The sequence below is a fragment of the Amycolatopsis sp. NPDC114484 genome, assembly GCF_055633755.1.
Map to the genome: position 1 here is coordinate 74852 of NZ_JBVKDQ010000004.1, position 14653 is coordinate 89504.

Consider the following 14653-nt stretch of genomic DNA (forward strand, 5'->3'; position numbering starts at 1 on the left):
ATCGTCGCTGACCATGCGTGCAGTCCGCCGGTTCACCGTCCGCGCCAGCCTGCCCGAGCCGCTCGCCGGGCTCGGCGCCCTCGCGACCAACCTTCGCTGGACCTGGCATCCGCCGACCCGCGACCTGTTCGCCTCGATGGACGCCGAGCTGTTCAACAAGATCCGCGACCCGCTGCGCATGCTCACCGCGCTGCCGCCGGAGCGGCTCGAGGAGCTGGCGAAGGACGAGGACTTCCTGAACCGGACCCGCGAGGCCGCGGCCGGGCTGGACCGCTACCTCACCGAACCGCGCTGGTACCAGCGGCGCACCGACGACGGCCTGCCGGAAGCGGTCGCGTACTTCTCGATGGAGTTCGGGGTCACCGAGGCGCTGCCGAACTACTCCGGCGGCCTCGGCGTGCTCGCCGGCGACCACCTCAAGGCGGCCTCGGACCTCGGCGTGCCGATGGTCGGCGTCGGCCTGCTCTACCGGTCCGGCTACTTCCGCCAGGGCCTGTCGCTCGACGGCTGGCAGGTCGAGCACTACCCGGTGATCGACCCGAACGCGTTCCCGCTGGAGCTGGTCACCGAGGGCGGCCGCCCGGTGCTGGTCGAGGTCGCCATGCCGGGCGGGCGCGACCTGCGCGCGCAGATGTGGCGGGCCCGCGTCGGCCGGATTCCGCTGCTGCTGCTCGACACCGACATCGAGGCCAACGACGAGGACCTCCGCCCGGTCACCGACCGGCTCTACGGCGGCGACGCCGACCACCGGATCCGCCAGGAGATCCTGGCCGGCATCGGCGGGTTCCGCGCGGTGCGGAAGTTCTGCGAGCTGACCGGGCATCCGCAGCCGAAGGTGTTCCACACCAACGAGGGCCACGCCGGATTCCTCGGCCTGGAGCGCGCCCGCGAGATCATCCAGTCCGACGGGCTCGCCTTCGACGAGGCGCTGCCCGCGGTCCGCGCCGGCACCGTGTTCACCACGCACACGCCGGTCAGCGCGGGCATCGACCGCTTCCCGGTCGACCTGGTGCAGCGCTATTTCTCCGACGGCAGGCTCGTCCCGGACGTCGACGTGCGCCGCGTGCTGCAGCTCGGCGCGGAGGACAATCCCGGCCTGTTCAACATGGCGCACATGGGATTGCGGCTCGCGCAGCGCGCGAACGGCGTCTCCGAACTGCACGGCCGCGTCACGCGCCGGATGTTTTCCCGGCTGTGGCCCGGTTTCGACGACGCCGAGGTGCCGATCGCGTCCATCACCAACGGCGTGCACGGGCCGACCTGGGTGGCGCGCGAGCTGAGCGCGCTGCTCGGCGGCAACCACGAGGAGTTCGGCCACGAGGGCCGCACGCCGGACAGTTCGCTGCGCGACGGCGTCAGCGACCAGCAGCTGTGGGAACTGCGCCGGGAACTGCGGGGGAAGCTTGTCGGCGAGGTCCGGCGGCGGGTGCGGGCGGCGTGGATGCAGCGCGGCGCGTCCGCGCTGGAACTCGGCTGGACCGATCGCGTTTTCGACCCGGACGTGCTGACCGTCGGCTTCGCCCGCCGCGTCCCGACGTACAAACGGCTCACGCTGATGCTGCGCGACCCGGACCGGCTGCGGGCGCTGCTGCTGGACGAGAAGCGGCCGATCCAGATCGTGATCGGCGGCAAATCGCATCCCGCCGACGAGAACGGCAAGCAGCTGATCCAGCAGATCGTGCGCTTCGTCGACGATCCCGCGGTCCGGCACCGCATCGTGTTCCTGCCGGACTACGACATGTCGATGGCGCGCTACCTCTACCGCGGCTGCGACGTGTGGCTGAACAACCCGGTGCGGACGCTGGAGGCGTGCGGCACGTCCGGGATGAAGTCGGCGCTCAACGGCGGCCTGAACCTGTCCATCAAGGACGGTTGGTGGGACGAGTGCTACGACGGCTCCAACGGCTGGGCCATCCCCACCGCGGACGGCGTCACCGACCCGCTCCGCCGCGACGATCTCGAAGCCGCCGCGCTGTATGACCTGCTGGGCCAGCAGATCGCGCCGCTCTACTACGACACCGGCGAAGACGGCGTGCCGACCGGCTGGCTCGCGATGGTCTGGCACACCTTGGAAACGCTGGGCCCGCGCGTGCAGGCGTCGCGCATGGTGCGCGAGTACGTGGACTCCGGCTACCTGCCCGCGTCGCGGATGGTCACCGCCGCGACCGCCAACAGCCACCAGGGCGCGCTTTCACTGGCGGATTACCGGACCAAACTGGAAGTCGCCTGGCCGCGTGTGCGGATCTTCGACGCCGAACTCCAGTACGACCACACCGGACGGCTCGTGGTGGGCGCCGAGGTCACCATCCGCGCCCGGATCGACCTCGCCGGGCTGGAACCGTCCGAAGTGGACATCCAAGCCGTGGTGGGCCAGGTCGGCGACGGGGACGAACTCGCGGACTCGGTGCAGGTCCCGATGACGCCGGACGGAATCGGCGCGTTCGCCGCGACCCTGCGCCTGCCGCGCGCGGGCTCGGTCGGCTACACGGTGCGGGTGCTGCCGAAGCACCCGCTGCTGGCCAGCCCGGCGGAGCTGGCGCACGTCGTGCTCGCCTGACGCTCCCGTTCCCGCGAAGGTCCGTGAAGGCCACCCTGAGGGAATCAGATTCCCTCAGGGTTCCCCTCACGGACCTTCGCGCTTCGGCTCACGGGACCGCGGGCGACCCGCCCTCCCGCACCGGAAACCCAGCCGCCGCCCAAGCCCGGAACCCGCCCGCGAGATCCGTCGCTCGCACCAGCCCCAGCCGCTGCAAATCCGCCGCCGCCAGGCTCGACGCGTACCCCTCGTTGCACACCACCACCGCGACGGTCTCCGCCGAAACCCCCGGCAGCCGCCACTCGCTGTCCGGGGCCAGCCGCCACTCCAGGTGGATCCGCTCGACCACCACCGACCCGGGGATCTCGCCCTCGGCGAGCCGGTTGGCGTACGGCCGGATGTCGACGATCAGCGCGCCGTCGGCCTGCAGGTCGGCGGCACGCGCCGGATCCGCCCGGTCCAGCGAGGACCGGGCGCCGGCGAGAAAACCCTCGATAGCGGTCATGACCGCACAATGGCAGGCAGCGGCGGGATCTCGTTAGGCACGTCCGCGAGGCTCGTGTATTCACGGGTCGGCACCAGCGGCGGCGAGTAGGCGTGCACGCTGGCCGCCGGTTCGTCGCCGACGCCGAGCACCTGGTGCGCGCGCCCGGCACCGAAGCCGATGCCCTGCCCGGCGGTGTGCGTGCGGCGGCGCACCGGGCCGCCGGGGTAGCGGTACTCCTCGCCGAGTTCGCCCTGCAGCACGGTGAACGAACCGGACGCGCCGCCGTGGTCGTGCGGCTTCGTGTGCTGTCCGGGCAGCCACGACAGCAGCCACAGCTCGACGCCGTCGGTGAGCGCGAGGCGGGCCCACCAGCGCCGGTCCTCGTCGAAGCGCAGGACGTCGCGCAGGCTGGTGGTCAGTTCGGTGGTGACCGTGCGGGTCAGGTCGGCCAGTTCGCGCGGCGTCCACAGCAGCCGCGACGGGTGCAGCAGTTCGGGCAGCAGCGGATCGGCCAGCTGGGGGTGGATTTCGACTTCCGGACGGACGATGGACGTGGTCAACGGAGGCTCCTGGAATCAGCTCGGATGGTGCCGGACGCGAAGCGACGCGGCACGCCGGCGAGGCTCAGCGTGCGTGCCGCGCCCGGCTACACCCGCTGGAAGCCACCAGGAGAAGGTCGATCGCGCGACGGCGCCAGAACACGGGGCGCGCGGACCTGACCATGCCGTGGATGCTGCCACAGCGCCGCCGGCACGGCCCCTCGTCCCATCCGCTGGACACCCCGCGCGCCGTTACCCCCGGGCGGGTGCGCGCCCGTGCCCGGGCGACCGCCACAATGGGCTCGTGAGCGAGCCGATCCTGCCCAGCGATCCTGACGACCTCGTCGTGCGGATGTCCGGTGTCGGCGTCCGCCGTACCGGAAACGACCTCCTCGCGGCCCTCGACTGGGCGGTCGAGCTGGACGAGCGATGGGTGGTGCTCGGGCCCAACGGGGCCGGCAAGACCACCCTGCTGCGCCTGGCCGCCGCCGAACTGCACCCCACCTCCGGCGCCGTCGACCTGCTCGGCGACCGGATCGGCAAGGTGAACATCTTCGACCTCCGCCCGCGCATCGGGTTCACCTCCGCGGCGATCGCCCAGCGCGTGCCCGGCGACGAGCGCGTCGCCGACGTCGTGGTCAGCGCCGGGTACGCGGTGATGGGCCGCTGGCGCGAGCAGTACGACCGGATGGACCTCGACCGGGCGACCGAACTGCTCGGCACGCTCGGCATCGCGCACCTGGCCGAGCGCACGTTCGGCACGCTGAGCGAGGGCGAGCGCAAACGCGTGCTGATCGCCCGGTCGCTGATGACCGACCCGGAGCTGCTGCTGCTCGACGAGCCCGCCGCGGGCCTCGACCTCGGCGGCCGCGAGGACCTCGTGGCCCGGCTGTCGGCGCTCGCGATGGACCCGGACGCGCCGGCGATGGTGCTGGTCACCCACCACGTCGAGGAGATCCCGCCGGGCTTCACCCACGCGCTGCTGCTGCGCGAGGGCCGCGCGGTGGTGTCCGGCCTGGTGGACGACGTGATCACCAGCGAGAACCTGTCCAAGACGTTCGACCAGGACCTGGTGCTGCAGCGTTCGGGCGAGCGGTTCTTCGCCCGCCGCCGGTAGGTTGGCTAGGTTGTCCCTACCGGCCGGTAGCGTGCTGGCGGTTCGACAGCGCTTGTCTAGGAGGAGGAAAATCCCGTGGGAGAGTTCGTAACCCTGGAGGTCGAGGGCGGGGTCGGCACGATCCGGCTGGACCGGCCGCCGGTCAACGCGCTGAACAACCAGGTGCAGGCCGAGCTCGCCGAGGCCGCGCGCGAGGCGTCCGACCGCGACGACGTGCGCGCGGTGATCCTCTACGGCGGCGAGAAGACCTTCGCCGGCGGCGCGGACATCAAGGAGATGGCCTCCCGCACGTACCCGGAGATCGCGAAGTTCGGCGCCGAGCTGACCGCGTCGCTCGCCCGGGTCGCGAACATCCCGAAGCCGGTCGTCTGCGCGATCACCGGCTACGCCCTCGGCGGCGGCCTCGAACTGGCGCTGACCGCGGACTGGCGTGTCGCCGGCGACAACGTGAAGGTCGGCCAGCCGGAGATCCAGCTCGGCATCATCCCCGGCGCGGGCGGCACGCAGCGGCTGACCCGGCTGATCGGTCCGAGCAAGGCCAAGGACCTCATCTTCACCGGCCGGTTCGTGAAGGCCGAGGAAGCGCTCAAGCTGGGCATCGTCGACGAGGTCGTGGCCCCGGACGACGTGTACGCCGCCGCGCACAAGTGGGCCTCGCAGTTCGCGAACGGCCCGGCGATGGCGCTGCGCGCGGCCAAGACGGCGATCGACTCCGGCCTCGACGTCGACCTGGCCACCGGCCTGAAGATCGAGACGCAGCTGTTCACCGCGCTGTGGGCGACTGAGGACCAGCGCAACGGCATGCAGTCGTTCATCGACAACGGCCCCGGCAAAGCCAGTTTCGAGGGGAAGTGACTTCCGTGTCCGACCCGGCACCGAACCCGCACGCCACCGAAGACGAGGTCAAGGCGGCCTACGCGGACCCGAAGCTCGCGAACGTCCTCTACCACGACTGGGAAGCCGGGACGTACGACGAGAAGTGGTCCATTTCCTACGACGAGCGCTGCATCTCCTACGCCACTGACGTGTTCAACGCGGTGGCCGGCGAGGACGGCCAGCCGTACCAGCACGCCATGGAACTGGGCAGCGGCACGGGTTTCTTCCTGCTGAACCTGATGCAGGGCGGCGTCGCGAAGAAGGGTTCGGTCACCGACCTGTCTCCCGGCATGGTGCAGGTCGCGCTGCGCAACGCCGAGGGGCTGGGCCTGGACGTCGACGGCCGGGTCGCCGACGCGGAGCGGATCCCCTACGACGACAACACGTTCGACCTCGTGGTCGGGCACGCGGTGCTGCACCACATCCCGGACGTCCGCCAGGCGTTCGGCGAGGTGCTGCGCGTGCTCAAGCCGGGCGGGCGGTTCGTGTTCGCCGGCGAGCCGACGAAAATCGGCGACCGCTACGCGCGCCGGCTCGGCCAGCTCACCTGGTACCTCACCACGAACATCACCAAGCTGCCCGCGCTGAGCGGCTGGCGGCGTCCGCAGTCGGAATTGGACGAATCCTCGCGCGCGGCGGCTCTGGAGGCGGTGGTCGACATCCACACCTTCGACCCGTCCGAGCTGGAAGCGATGGCGCGCGGCGCCGGCGCCCAGGACGTTCGCGCGGTCACCGAGGAGTTCTCGGCGGCGCTGGCCGGATGGCCGATCCGCACCTTCGAGGCCGCGGTGCCGCAGGAGAAGCTCACCGTGCGCTGGCGGCTGTTCGCCTACCACCTGTGGCTGCGACTGTCCGCTTTGGACAAGAAGCTGCTGTCGAAGGTGCTGCCGCGCGAGCTGTTCTACAACGTGATGATCACCGGGACCAAGCGGCCGTCCTGAATTGCCCTACAGTTTCACGCTCGACGACGTCGCCTTCCTGCGCTCCGACGCGGGACGGGCGGCGCTCGCCGAGTGCTCCACTTTGGACGGCTCGCGGATCGTGGACGTCACCGCGGCTCGTCGCTTGGTCGGTGAGCACGCTTCCCCGGTGCTGGAAACCGTTGGACTGCGGCGTAAATCGGTTTTGAAGCTCGCTTCTTCCGCTGATTGGCTGTTCACTGCCGACGCCTTGCAGCAGGCGAGCGCTACCCCCGTGGCTCGACATCGGGCTTCCCGGCTCGCGGGGTCGCCGGTGCACGACGTCACCTGCTCGGTCGGTGCCGACCTGGTCGAGCTGTCCCGGGTCGCCCGGGTGGCTGTCGGGTCCGATGTGGACCCGGTGCGGCTGGAAATGGCTCGGCACAACGCTTCCGTCGCCGGAGTGTCGCCGCTCGTCGCGCGGGCCGACGCATTGCGGCCGGTTTCCCGGGACACCGCCGTGGTCGCCGATCCCGCCCGCCGCGACTCCGCCGGTCGCCGAGTGTGGCGTCCGGCCGACTTCCTGCCGCCGCTCGACGAACTCGTGGCCGCCTATCCCGGCCGGATCCTGTCGGTGAAATGCGCGCCCGGCATGGATTTCTCTATCGCGCCCTGGTCGGACGAGGTGGAACTCGTGTCGCTCGACGGGCAAGTCCGCGAGGCTTGCCTGTGGCGGGGGATCTCCTCAGGCGTCACGCGCCGGGCGACGGTGTTGCGTTCGGACGGTACACAGTGGACTCTCACCGACGCGGAACCGGACGACATTCCCGTGCGGGCAGTGGGGGAGTGGCTGGTGGACCCCGACGGTGCGGTCGTTCGTGCCGGACTCGTGCGTCATTACGCGGCGCGGCACGGGTTGTGGCAGCTGGACGAGCGCATCGCCTACCTCACCGGCGACACGCCACCACCGGGAGTGCGTGCGTTCCGCGTCCTGGAGCAGCTGCCGTACCGCGAAAAAACGCTGGGGCAGACGTTGAAGAAGTTCGATGTCGGACGGCTGGAAATCCTCGTCCGCGGCCTCGACGTGGACCCGGACGCCTTGCGTCGCAAGCTGAAACCGCGCGGTCATGAAGAGTCCACTGTGATACTGACGAGGATCGGCCGGTCGCCGGTGGCGTTCGTGTGCCGGGCCGAACGCATCCCAACGGAGGGTTTTCAAGCCGGATAACGCGGCGTAAGTTCTGCGGGTTGACGAATAATCACTGGAGGGTCGCTGTGTCTCGTTTTCCCGCTCTCGTCAAACTGGCCGCCGCCGCGGCCGTCGGCGCGACCGTCGCAGGCGGCGCGACCGCGCTCGCCGGGTCGGACGCCAGCACCGCCGCGCACGGCCGGGAGCCGGCCAACATCGGCCAGGTGAAGAACGACGTCAAGGCGTACTACGGCGACTGGCTCGACGCGTCCGGCAAGCACCACTATTCCGAAACCAGCCGGTTCGTCACCGACACCAAGCGCGTGGTCGCCGACGCGAAGCGGTACCTGCAGCAGAAGCTGGGGAAGGTGGAGAACCCGGCGATCGTGCTCGACGTGGACGACACGTCCGAGATCACCTACGGTTGGGAAGCCGACAACGACTTCGGCTTCGACCCGGTGAAACAGCAGAAGGCCATCGACGACGGCACTTTCGAGGCCAACAAGCCGGTGCTGGAACTCTCGAAGTGGGCCGCCGAACGCGGCGTGCGGGTCTACTTCCTGACCGGCCGCAACGACAAGCAGGGCCCGCAGTCGCTCAAGAACCTCGCGAACGAGGGCTACCCGACGCCGACCGGTGCGTACTTCAAGCCGAAGACCACCGCGCCGGACTACCTGCCGTGCGGGCTGAACTGCAACACCGTGCAGTACAAGTCGGGCACCCGCGCGCACATCCAGTCGACCGGCGCGCACATCGTGCTCAACCTCGGCGACCAGTTCAGCGACCTCGAAGGCGGCTACGCCGATCACCCGGTGAAGCTGCCGAACCCGATGTACTACCTGCCCTGACCGGGTGCCGGAGTCAGCCCGGGTCCCGCGCCGGGCCCGGGCCGCTCCGTGCCTCCTCAGCCGGAGTACCCGGCGAAGATCTTCGAGAATTCGTACGGCTGCTGGGAAATGTTGGTGCACTTGTACAGCGGGCCGCTGCACGCGTTCGCGTCGCGGCCGAGTTCCCAGAACGACAGCATTCCCAGGTGGACACTCTGCGCGAAGCTCACCACCGCGCTGGCGTCCTTCTGGTAGAAGATCTCATTCTGCGAATCGTTGACGCCCAGCATCGGCGTCAGCCCGACTTTCTGCCAAGCGTCCGCATCGGACAGTCCGAGCGCCGATTTCAGTTGTGCCTGCGTGGATCGCGCCGCCTGGATCGCCTTGGCCCCTTGGTCGCCGGAGCCCTGGTAGTAGTCCATCGCCATGACGTTCACCAGGTCGAGATTGACTCCCGCGTCCCGCGCCGAGGTCACGACGTTCACCCCGTCCGCCGTGAGCCCGGTGGGAAGCACCGGCAGCGTCAGCGAAATCTTGAGCCCGGGGTTGTCGTCCTGCACCTTTTTCAGTGCTTCGGAACGAAGTTTGATCGAACCGGGGTCGGCGACCGCCGAGCCCTCGATGTCGACGTCGATGTACTTGAGGTCGTAGGCTTTGATCACCGCTTCGTACTCGCCGACGAGCGAATTGACATCACCGCACGCCTGCGCGAGCTCGACGCCGGACGCGCCGCCGAAGGAGACCTTGACGTCCCCGCCGGCCGCGCGAATCTTCGCGATTTCGTCGGACTGCCAGCCTTGCCGGGGATCGTAAGCAGCGAACCAGCTGGCCTTGCACGCAGCGCCGGTGACAAAGCCGAGGGTGAAACTCTTGATGCCGCTCTGCTCGGACATCGACGACAACACGGGCGACGGCCACGCGCCCATGTCCACATAGGGCGCGAGCGCGATCGACGAGTCGCTCGCCGCCGCCGCGGCGCCCTGCGGGACCGCGAGTCCGGCTACGGCCAGCAGCCCGCCGAGCGCGGCCGCCAGTTTCCGGGGGGAGGACAGACGCATGGGTGGAACCTCCACGGTGAGGACCGAGGGGTGGAAAACCCCTGTCCAAATGGTATAGACCAATAACTCCGCGGAGGCCATACGCCATTAGTATGCCGATCCGTCCCGCTGAGCGGGATTCACTGTGCCGCGGCGAGCCGATACCGCAGGTCGACCGCCAATGCCGGATCCCCGTCGTGCACCCGATCCCACCGAACCGGTTTCCCGCCGGGATTGTCGAACAGCCGGATGCCGGACCCGAGCATCACCGGCATGAGGTGCACGAGGAACTCGTCGAGAATCCCCAGCTCGACGCACTGGCGCGCGATATCCTGGCTGTGCAGCTCAAGATCTTTCCCGCCCGCCGCCGCGAGCCCGATCTCGACCGCCTCCCGGACGTCGCAGTCGAGAAACGTCACGCCGTCCTCGGCCGGTGCGTCCTCCGGATGATGGGTAAGCACGAAAACCGGCCCGCTCCACGCTCCGCCGTACGGTTGCTTGGCGACCTTCCCGGGCACTGTGGCCGCCAGCGCGTCAAACCCGCGCCGCCCGCCCAAAATCGCCCCGATCCGCGCGACGGATTCCTCGTGCACCCCCGGCGTGACGCGCACCCCCGACATCCAGTCCATCGCATGCCCGTCCGCGGCGACGAACCCGTCCAGTGACATCGCGACGTGCCACAACACCTTGCCCATGGCTCCTCCTCGTTCTTTCGATACGAGGTAGACCGGGGGAACGGCGAAAACTCATCGGTCCGCGGGCGTCAGGTTCTCCGCGCACTTGCTCAACAGGTCGGCCAGCCGCTCCCGCTCCGGTTCCGGCATCCCGGCCAGCATCCGCTGCTCGACCTCGTCGACCACCCGCTGCGCCGCTTTCAAACGCTTCTCGCCCGCCGCGGTTAGCCGGACCGGCCGCGCTCTCCCTGTCGACGCTTCCTCGGCAACCGCGACCAGTTCAGCCGTCTTCAGCCCGGTCAGCACGTCCCGCAACGACTGCCGCGTCACAAAACATTGCCGCGCCAATTCGGCCGACGAGGCCCCCGGGTTCTCCGCCAGCGCCGCCAGCACCGCGTACTGCGCCATCGACAACCCGATCGGCCGCAACAGTTCGTCGGACATCTGCCGGAACGCCTGCTGCACCCGCTTCACAAGATGTCCCGGCCGTCGCGCCCCTTGACTCATGGCAGGAACCTTACATATAATGAGCCTATGTCAGGAACCTGTCATATCGAGGAGCGCCCATGACCCCCACGACCATCAGCACCGGCGCCGACGTCTCCACCTTGATGAACGTCTTCACGGTTGCCCCGGAGAAGCAGCAGGCCCTGGTCAAGGTCCTGACGACGGCGACGGAAGACGTCATCCGCCACCGGCCCGGGTTCGTGTCCGCGAACATCCACGCGAGCACCGACGGCACGCGCGTCGTGAACTACGCCCAGTGGGCCAGCGCCGAGGACTTCCAGTCGATGCTCGTCGCCCCGGATTGCCAAGAGCACCTGTCCGCTGCCCTGGCCTTGGCCGAGTGCGAGCCGCACCTGTACACCGTGGAATCCGTGCACCACGCCTGATCCGGCGGGGTCAGCCGGAGACGCCGCGGGCGAACCGACCCAGTCCGAGGAAGACAGCCTTAGCCGCGCGATAGTCCGCTTCTGGTCAGTCTTGCCTGCCGCGCCGAAAGTCTTGGAACCACGGCGATTCCTGCACTCGAACGCCCTTTGGCACGACGGCGGCCCCGACTAGCAGGCCTGACCGTTGGCGGCTCCGGCCAAACCGGAGCCGCCACACCGTCACCGCTTCCGAGCCACCAGCACCGTGTCCCGGACAACCATCTCCGCCCCGACCGCCGCCCGCTCCCGGCCATCCGCGGCCACCGAGGCCCAAGACTGGTCCAACGTCTCCGCCACCTCCTCGGCCGTGAACATCATGTCCGGCATATGCGGCCGCCCGGCGTGCACGTCCGCGGGGTCGTGCCCCACCACCAGCAACGTCCCGCCCGGTGCCACCGCGTCCGCGAGGCGCGCGAACGCCACCGTCCGGGCCGCCGACGGCACGTGCAGGAAATGCGACGTCACCAGGTCGAACTTCGACTCCGGCAGCCATTCGGCCAAGTCCGCGGCGACCCACGTGATCCGCTCGGCCACTCCGAGTTTCGCCGCCTGCGCGCGCCCGCGTTCGATGGCCGTCGTGGAGAAGTCGACCGCCGTGACCCGCCAGCCCTGCTGCGCCAGCCAGATCGCGTCGCCGCCCTCGCCGCACCCCGCGTCCAGCGCGTGGCCCGGTTCCAGATCGCGAGCCTCGGTCACGAGCTGATCGTTCGGCCGCCCGCTCCACATTTCGTCCTTCGAGCGATACCGCTCCTCCCAGGAACCGCGGTCGAACGGCGGATGCTCGTTGGCCCGCGCGACCTCCCGCTCCATCTCGTGCGAGAACGGCATTTCCCGCCGCCGCACGGCTTCCGCGGCCTCCTCCTCGACCAGTTCGCCGTTGATCGCCGCCCCGGCCATCAACCCCGCCGCGGCCGAAACCACGACCTGCGCCCGCATGTCCGTGACGTTCCCCGCCACCCACAAGCCGGGCACGGACGTCCGGCCGACCGCGTCCGCGGGCACCTTCGTGCCGATCACGAAACCGTTGAACTCCACCGGTTCCGGCTCGATCCCGAGCGGCGCGAGAAAGTCCGCCCGCGTCCTGGCCGGCGCCGCGACGGCCAGCGCCTCGCGCGCCACGACCTCGCCCGATTCCAGTCGCACCCCGGTCAGCTGGTCGTCCTCGGCCTCGACCGCGGCGACCACCCCGTCCACGATCCGGATCCCGCGGGCCAGCAGCGGCGCCTCGTCGAAATCCCCGTGCGTGTGCCGGAAAACGACGACGTCGTCGGTCAGCTGCCGCCACATCAACGCCTGGTGCACGGTCATCGGCCCGGTCGACAGCACGCCGATCGCCCGGTCGCGCACCTCCCAGCCGTGGCAGTACGGGCAGTGCAGCACGTCCCGTCCCCACCGCGCCGCCAGCCCGGCGACCTCGGGCAGCTCGTCCACGAGGCCGGTCGCGACCAGTACCCGCCGCGCGTGCGTGCGCCGCCCGTCGGCCAGCGAGATCTCGAACCCGTTGTCCCCGTTGGCAATTGACGTCACCGTCTGCGCGACCACCTCGCCGCCGTACCCCGCCAGCTCCGCCCGGCCGAGCGAAAGCAACTCGGCGGGAGGGGTGCTTTCGCGGGCAAGGTAGTTGTGCACGTGCCCGGCGGGCGCGTTGCGTGGCTCGCCGGAATCCACGACCAGCACCGACCGCCGGGACCGCGCGAGCGCCACCGCCCCGCTGAGCCCGGCCGCACCGCCGCCGACCACCACCACGTCGTACTTCTCGTCCACTGGATCCTCCTGTAGTCCCCTTGCCGTCGGACTATCCGGAGAACGCGCCGACTTGACAAAGTTCTTTGCCGAAGTGGCAAATTGAACGGCATGAGCGAAGACGACCAGGACCTCGGCGAGGTCCTGCACGCGGTCGGCCCGAGGCTGCGCGCCCTGCGCAAGCAGCGCAACGCGACGCTGACCGGCCTCTCCGAAACGACCGGGATCTCGGTGAGCACGCTGTCGCGGCTTGAGGCCGGCCAGCGCAAACCGACGCTGGAACTGCTGCTCGCCCTGGCCCGCGCCTACCAGGTCCCGCTCGACGAACTCGTCGGCGCGCCCCCGACCGGCGATCCGCGCCTGCACCCGAAACCGTTCGTCCGGAACGGCCGGACCTACCTGCCGCTCACCCGGCGCCCGGGCGGCCTGCGCGCCTACAAGATGATGCTCCCGCCAGAGCGTTCCGCCGAACCTCCTGACCAGCGGGTCCACGAGGGATACGAGTGGATGTACGTCCTGTCCGGACGGCTCCGCCTGATGCTCGGCGAGCACGACGTGATCCTCCAACCGGGGGAGGTCGCCGAGTTCGACACGCACGTTCCGCACTGGTTCGGCAACGCCGGCGCCGAGGTCTGCGAGGTCCTGGCCCTGTTCGGCCCGCAGGGAGAACGCTTCCACGTCCGCGCCCGGCCCGCCTCTTGACACATACCCATATCGGCATATGATTGCCGCATGGCACGGGCAGCGACCACCGCGGACGTCTTCAACGCCGTAGCCGAACCACGGCGCCGGGAAATCCTGGACGTCCTCGCCGAGGGCGAACGTCCGGTGAACGACCTGGTCCGCGTGCTGGGCCTGGGGCAGCCGCAGGTGTCGAAGCACCTGCGGGTACTGCGCGAGGTCGGCGCGGTCGAGGCGCGAGACGAGGGCAGGCAGCGTCTTTACCGGCTGAACGCCCTGGCCCTCAAACCGATCCACGACTGGGTGCGCCGCTACGAACGGTCCTGGGAGGAACGGTTCGAATCGCTGGACGCCGTGCTGGAAGAGATGGCCCCGACAGAGGAGGACGACAATGCCCGACACGACGACCGGCACCGCGAAGGTGACCCTGCCCGCCGACGACCAGATCCTGATCACCCGTGATTTCGCCGCCCCACGGCAGCACGTCTATCGGGCCTGGACCACCCCGGACCTGGTGAAACGCTGGTGGGCAGGCAAGCGGGGCACCGTGACGTCCGTGGAAATCGACCTGCGAGTCGGCGGCCAATGGCGCTACGTGATGCTCGCGAACGGCAACTTCGAGGTCGCCTTCCACGGCGAATACCAAGAGATAGTCCCCGGCGAACGCCTGGTCCACACCGAGGTCTACGAAACCCCGGGAGTTTCGGACGCGGACGCCCCCGTGGTCACCGTGACGTTCGCCGAATCGGGCGACCGCACCAGGATGACCATGCTGATCGAAACGCACACCAAGGAACTCCGCGACACCATCCTGGAATCCGGCATGGAAGGCGGAATGCAGGAGTCGATGGACGCGCTGGAGGAAGTCGCGGTTTCGCTGGATTGAGCTGATTTTTCGGGGCTGCGTGGGGGATCGAGGGAGGCCGCGGGCTGCGGGAGCGACTTGTGCGAAACCGCTCCGCGGCCTCCCGCTCGACGATGCCTGCGAACATTCGCCTCGCTGAGATCCCGGCGAGCGGTCTCGGCCGCGCCCGGGCCCGCCACCTGTTCCGCGCGTATCCGCCGTCGCGGGCGGGTAAAACGGCGGGCCGCAGGTCGACGTCACGCTGCCGCGAT

The 14653-nt window shown here is 69.6% G+C and carries 16 protein-coding genes; 10 read left to right on the top strand and 6 right to left on the bottom strand.

The genetic code is table 11. The annotated features are described in order from the left end of the window. Positions 1–13 precede the first annotated feature (13 nt). Positions 14–2557, top strand: a complete 2544-nt coding sequence (glgP, locus tag ACZ7SW_RS12705; protein ID WP_470230543.1) for an alpha-glucan family phosphorylase — start codon at positions 14–16, stop codon at positions 2555–2557. Between the two features lie 88 nt (positions 2558–2645). Here the strand turns inward: glgP and ACZ7SW_RS12710 are convergent, their stop codons facing one another. Together ACZ7SW_RS12710 and ACZ7SW_RS12715 are read right to left on the bottom strand one after the other, a co-directional pair. Further along, positions 2646–3041 carry a rhodanese-like domain-containing protein gene (locus tag ACZ7SW_RS12710; RefSeq protein ID WP_470230544.1) on the bottom strand — a complete coding sequence of 132 codons (396 nt, stop codon included), beginning with the start codon at positions 3039–3041 and terminating at the stop codon, positions 2646–2648. After that, a complete protein-coding gene (locus tag ACZ7SW_RS12715; protein WP_470230545.1) occupies positions 3038–3583 on the bottom strand; it encodes a cysteine dioxygenase in 546 nt (181 codons plus the stop codon). The genes ACZ7SW_RS12710 and ACZ7SW_RS12715 overlap by 4 nt, the downstream gene beginning before the upstream one ends. 283 nt (positions 3584–3866) lie before the next feature. On the opposite strand from ACZ7SW_RS12715, the gene ACZ7SW_RS12720 reads away from it, so the two are divergent. From ACZ7SW_RS12720 to ACZ7SW_RS12740, 5 genes are all read left to right on the top strand, one after another. Beyond that, complete coding sequence (locus ACZ7SW_RS12720; RefSeq protein ID WP_470230546.1) at positions 3867–4679, top strand: ABC transporter ATP-binding protein; 813 nt, start codon at positions 3867–3869, stop codon at positions 4677–4679. Positions 4680–4754: 75 nt separating this feature from the next. After that, complete coding sequence (locus ACZ7SW_RS12725) at positions 4755–5534, top strand: enoyl-CoA hydratase/isomerase family protein (RefSeq protein ID WP_116198840.1); 780 nt, start codon at positions 4755–4757, stop codon at positions 5532–5534. After that, the gene (locus ACZ7SW_RS12730; RefSeq protein ID WP_470230547.1) at positions 5531–6496 is read left to right on the top strand and encodes a methyltransferase domain-containing protein; all 966 of its coding nucleotides are present in this window, start codon (positions 5531–5533) and stop codon (positions 6494–6496) included. The genes ACZ7SW_RS12725 and ACZ7SW_RS12730 overlap by 4 nt, the downstream gene beginning before the upstream one ends. 1 nt (position 6497) lies before the next feature. Beyond that, entirely contained in the window at positions 6498–7682 is a 1185-nt protein-coding gene (locus ACZ7SW_RS12735) for a class I SAM-dependent methyltransferase (protein ID WP_470230548.1), read from the top strand. Positions 7683–7729: 47 nt separating this feature from the next. After that, complete coding sequence (locus tag ACZ7SW_RS12740; RefSeq protein ID WP_470230549.1) at positions 7730–8491, top strand: HAD family acid phosphatase; 762 nt, start codon at positions 7730–7732, stop codon at positions 8489–8491. A gap of 56 nt (positions 8492–8547) precedes the next feature. Here the strand turns inward: ACZ7SW_RS12740 and ACZ7SW_RS12745 are convergent, their stop codons facing one another. From ACZ7SW_RS12745 to ACZ7SW_RS12755, 3 genes are all read right to left on the bottom strand, one after another. Then, positions 8548–9528 carry a chitinase gene (locus tag ACZ7SW_RS12745; protein ID WP_470230550.1) on the bottom strand — a complete coding sequence of 327 codons (981 nt, stop codon included), beginning with the start codon at positions 9526–9528 and terminating at the stop codon, positions 8548–8550. A gap of 119 nt (positions 9529–9647) precedes the next feature. Continuing rightward, entirely contained in the window at positions 9648–10202 is a 555-nt protein-coding gene (locus ACZ7SW_RS12750) for a dihydrofolate reductase family protein (RefSeq protein WP_470230551.1), read from the bottom strand. A 51-nt stretch (positions 10203–10253) separates the two neighbouring features. Further along, positions 10254–10688: a MarR family winged helix-turn-helix transcriptional regulator gene (locus ACZ7SW_RS12755; RefSeq protein ID WP_470230552.1), complete on the bottom strand. Its 435-nt coding sequence runs from the start codon at positions 10686–10688 to the stop codon at positions 10254–10256. 59 nt (positions 10689–10747) lie between these two features. Between ACZ7SW_RS12755 and ACZ7SW_RS12760 the strand changes: the two genes are divergently transcribed. Then, a complete protein-coding gene (locus ACZ7SW_RS12760) occupies positions 10748–11074 on the top strand; it encodes a putative quinol monooxygenase (protein ID WP_470230553.1) in 327 nt (108 codons plus the stop codon). Positions 11075–11293: 219 nt separating this feature from the next. Here ACZ7SW_RS12760 and ACZ7SW_RS12765 read toward each other — a convergent pair whose 3' ends face one another. Beyond that, complete coding sequence (locus ACZ7SW_RS12765; protein ID WP_470230554.1) at positions 11294–12877, bottom strand: methyltransferase domain-containing protein; 1584 nt, start codon at positions 12875–12877, stop codon at positions 11294–11296. 90 nt (positions 12878–12967) lie between these two features. On the opposite strand from ACZ7SW_RS12765, the gene ACZ7SW_RS12770 reads away from it, so the two are divergent. From ACZ7SW_RS12770 to ACZ7SW_RS12780, 3 genes are read left to right on the top strand one after another with little or no spacing between them, the layout of a single operon-like run. Continuing rightward, positions 12968–13558 (top strand): helix-turn-helix domain-containing protein, encoded by a 591-nt coding sequence (locus tag ACZ7SW_RS12770; protein ID WP_470230555.1) that lies wholly within the window; start codon positions 12968–12970, stop codon positions 13556–13558. Positions 13559–13588: 30 nt separating this feature from the next. Next, the gene (locus ACZ7SW_RS12775) at positions 13589–13999 is read left to right on the top strand and encodes an ArsR/SmtB family transcription factor (protein WP_470230556.1); all 411 of its coding nucleotides are present in this window, start codon (positions 13589–13591) and stop codon (positions 13997–13999) included. Continuing rightward, positions 13929–14423: an SRPBCC family protein gene (locus ACZ7SW_RS12780; protein WP_470230557.1), complete on the top strand. Its 495-nt coding sequence runs from the start codon at positions 13929–13931 to the stop codon at positions 14421–14423. Before ACZ7SW_RS12775 ends, ACZ7SW_RS12780 begins: the two co-directional genes overlap by 71 nt. Positions 14424–14653: the final 230 nt, after the last annotated feature.

Excerpts from the sequence above, each read along its gene's own strand:
- ACZ7SW_RS12760 (WP_470230553.1), top strand. The coding sequence starts at position 10,748 with ATGACCCCCACGACCATCAGCACCGGCGCCGACGTCTCCACCTTGATG.
- ACZ7SW_RS12745 (WP_470230550.1), bottom strand. The coding sequence starts at position 9,528 with ATGCGTCTGTCCTCCCCCCGGAAACTGGCGGCCGCGCTCGGCGGGCTG.
- glgP (WP_470230543.1), top strand. The coding sequence starts at position 14 with ATGCGTGCAGTCCGCCGGTTCACCGTCCGCGCCAGCCTGCCCGAGCCG.
- ACZ7SW_RS12750 (WP_470230551.1), bottom strand. The coding sequence starts at position 10,202 with ATGGGCAAGGTGTTGTGGCACGTCGCGATGTCACTGGACGGGTTCGTC.
- ACZ7SW_RS12775 (WP_470230556.1), top strand. The coding sequence starts at position 13,589 with ATGGCACGGGCAGCGACCACCGCGGACGTCTTCAACGCCGTAGCCGAA.
- ACZ7SW_RS12780 (WP_470230557.1), top strand. The coding sequence starts at position 13,929 with ATGCCCGACACGACGACCGGCACCGCGAAGGTGACCCTGCCCGCCGAC.
- ACZ7SW_RS12710 (WP_470230544.1), bottom strand. The coding sequence starts at position 3,041 with ATGACCGCTATCGAGGGTTTTCTCGCCGGCGCCCGGTCCTCGCTGGAC.
- ACZ7SW_RS12770 (WP_470230555.1), top strand. The coding sequence starts at position 12,968 with ATGAGCGAAGACGACCAGGACCTCGGCGAGGTCCTGCACGCGGTCGGC.
- ACZ7SW_RS12755 (WP_470230552.1), bottom strand. The coding sequence starts at position 10,688 with ATGAGTCAAGGGGCGCGACGGCCGGGACATCTTGTGAAGCGGGTGCAG.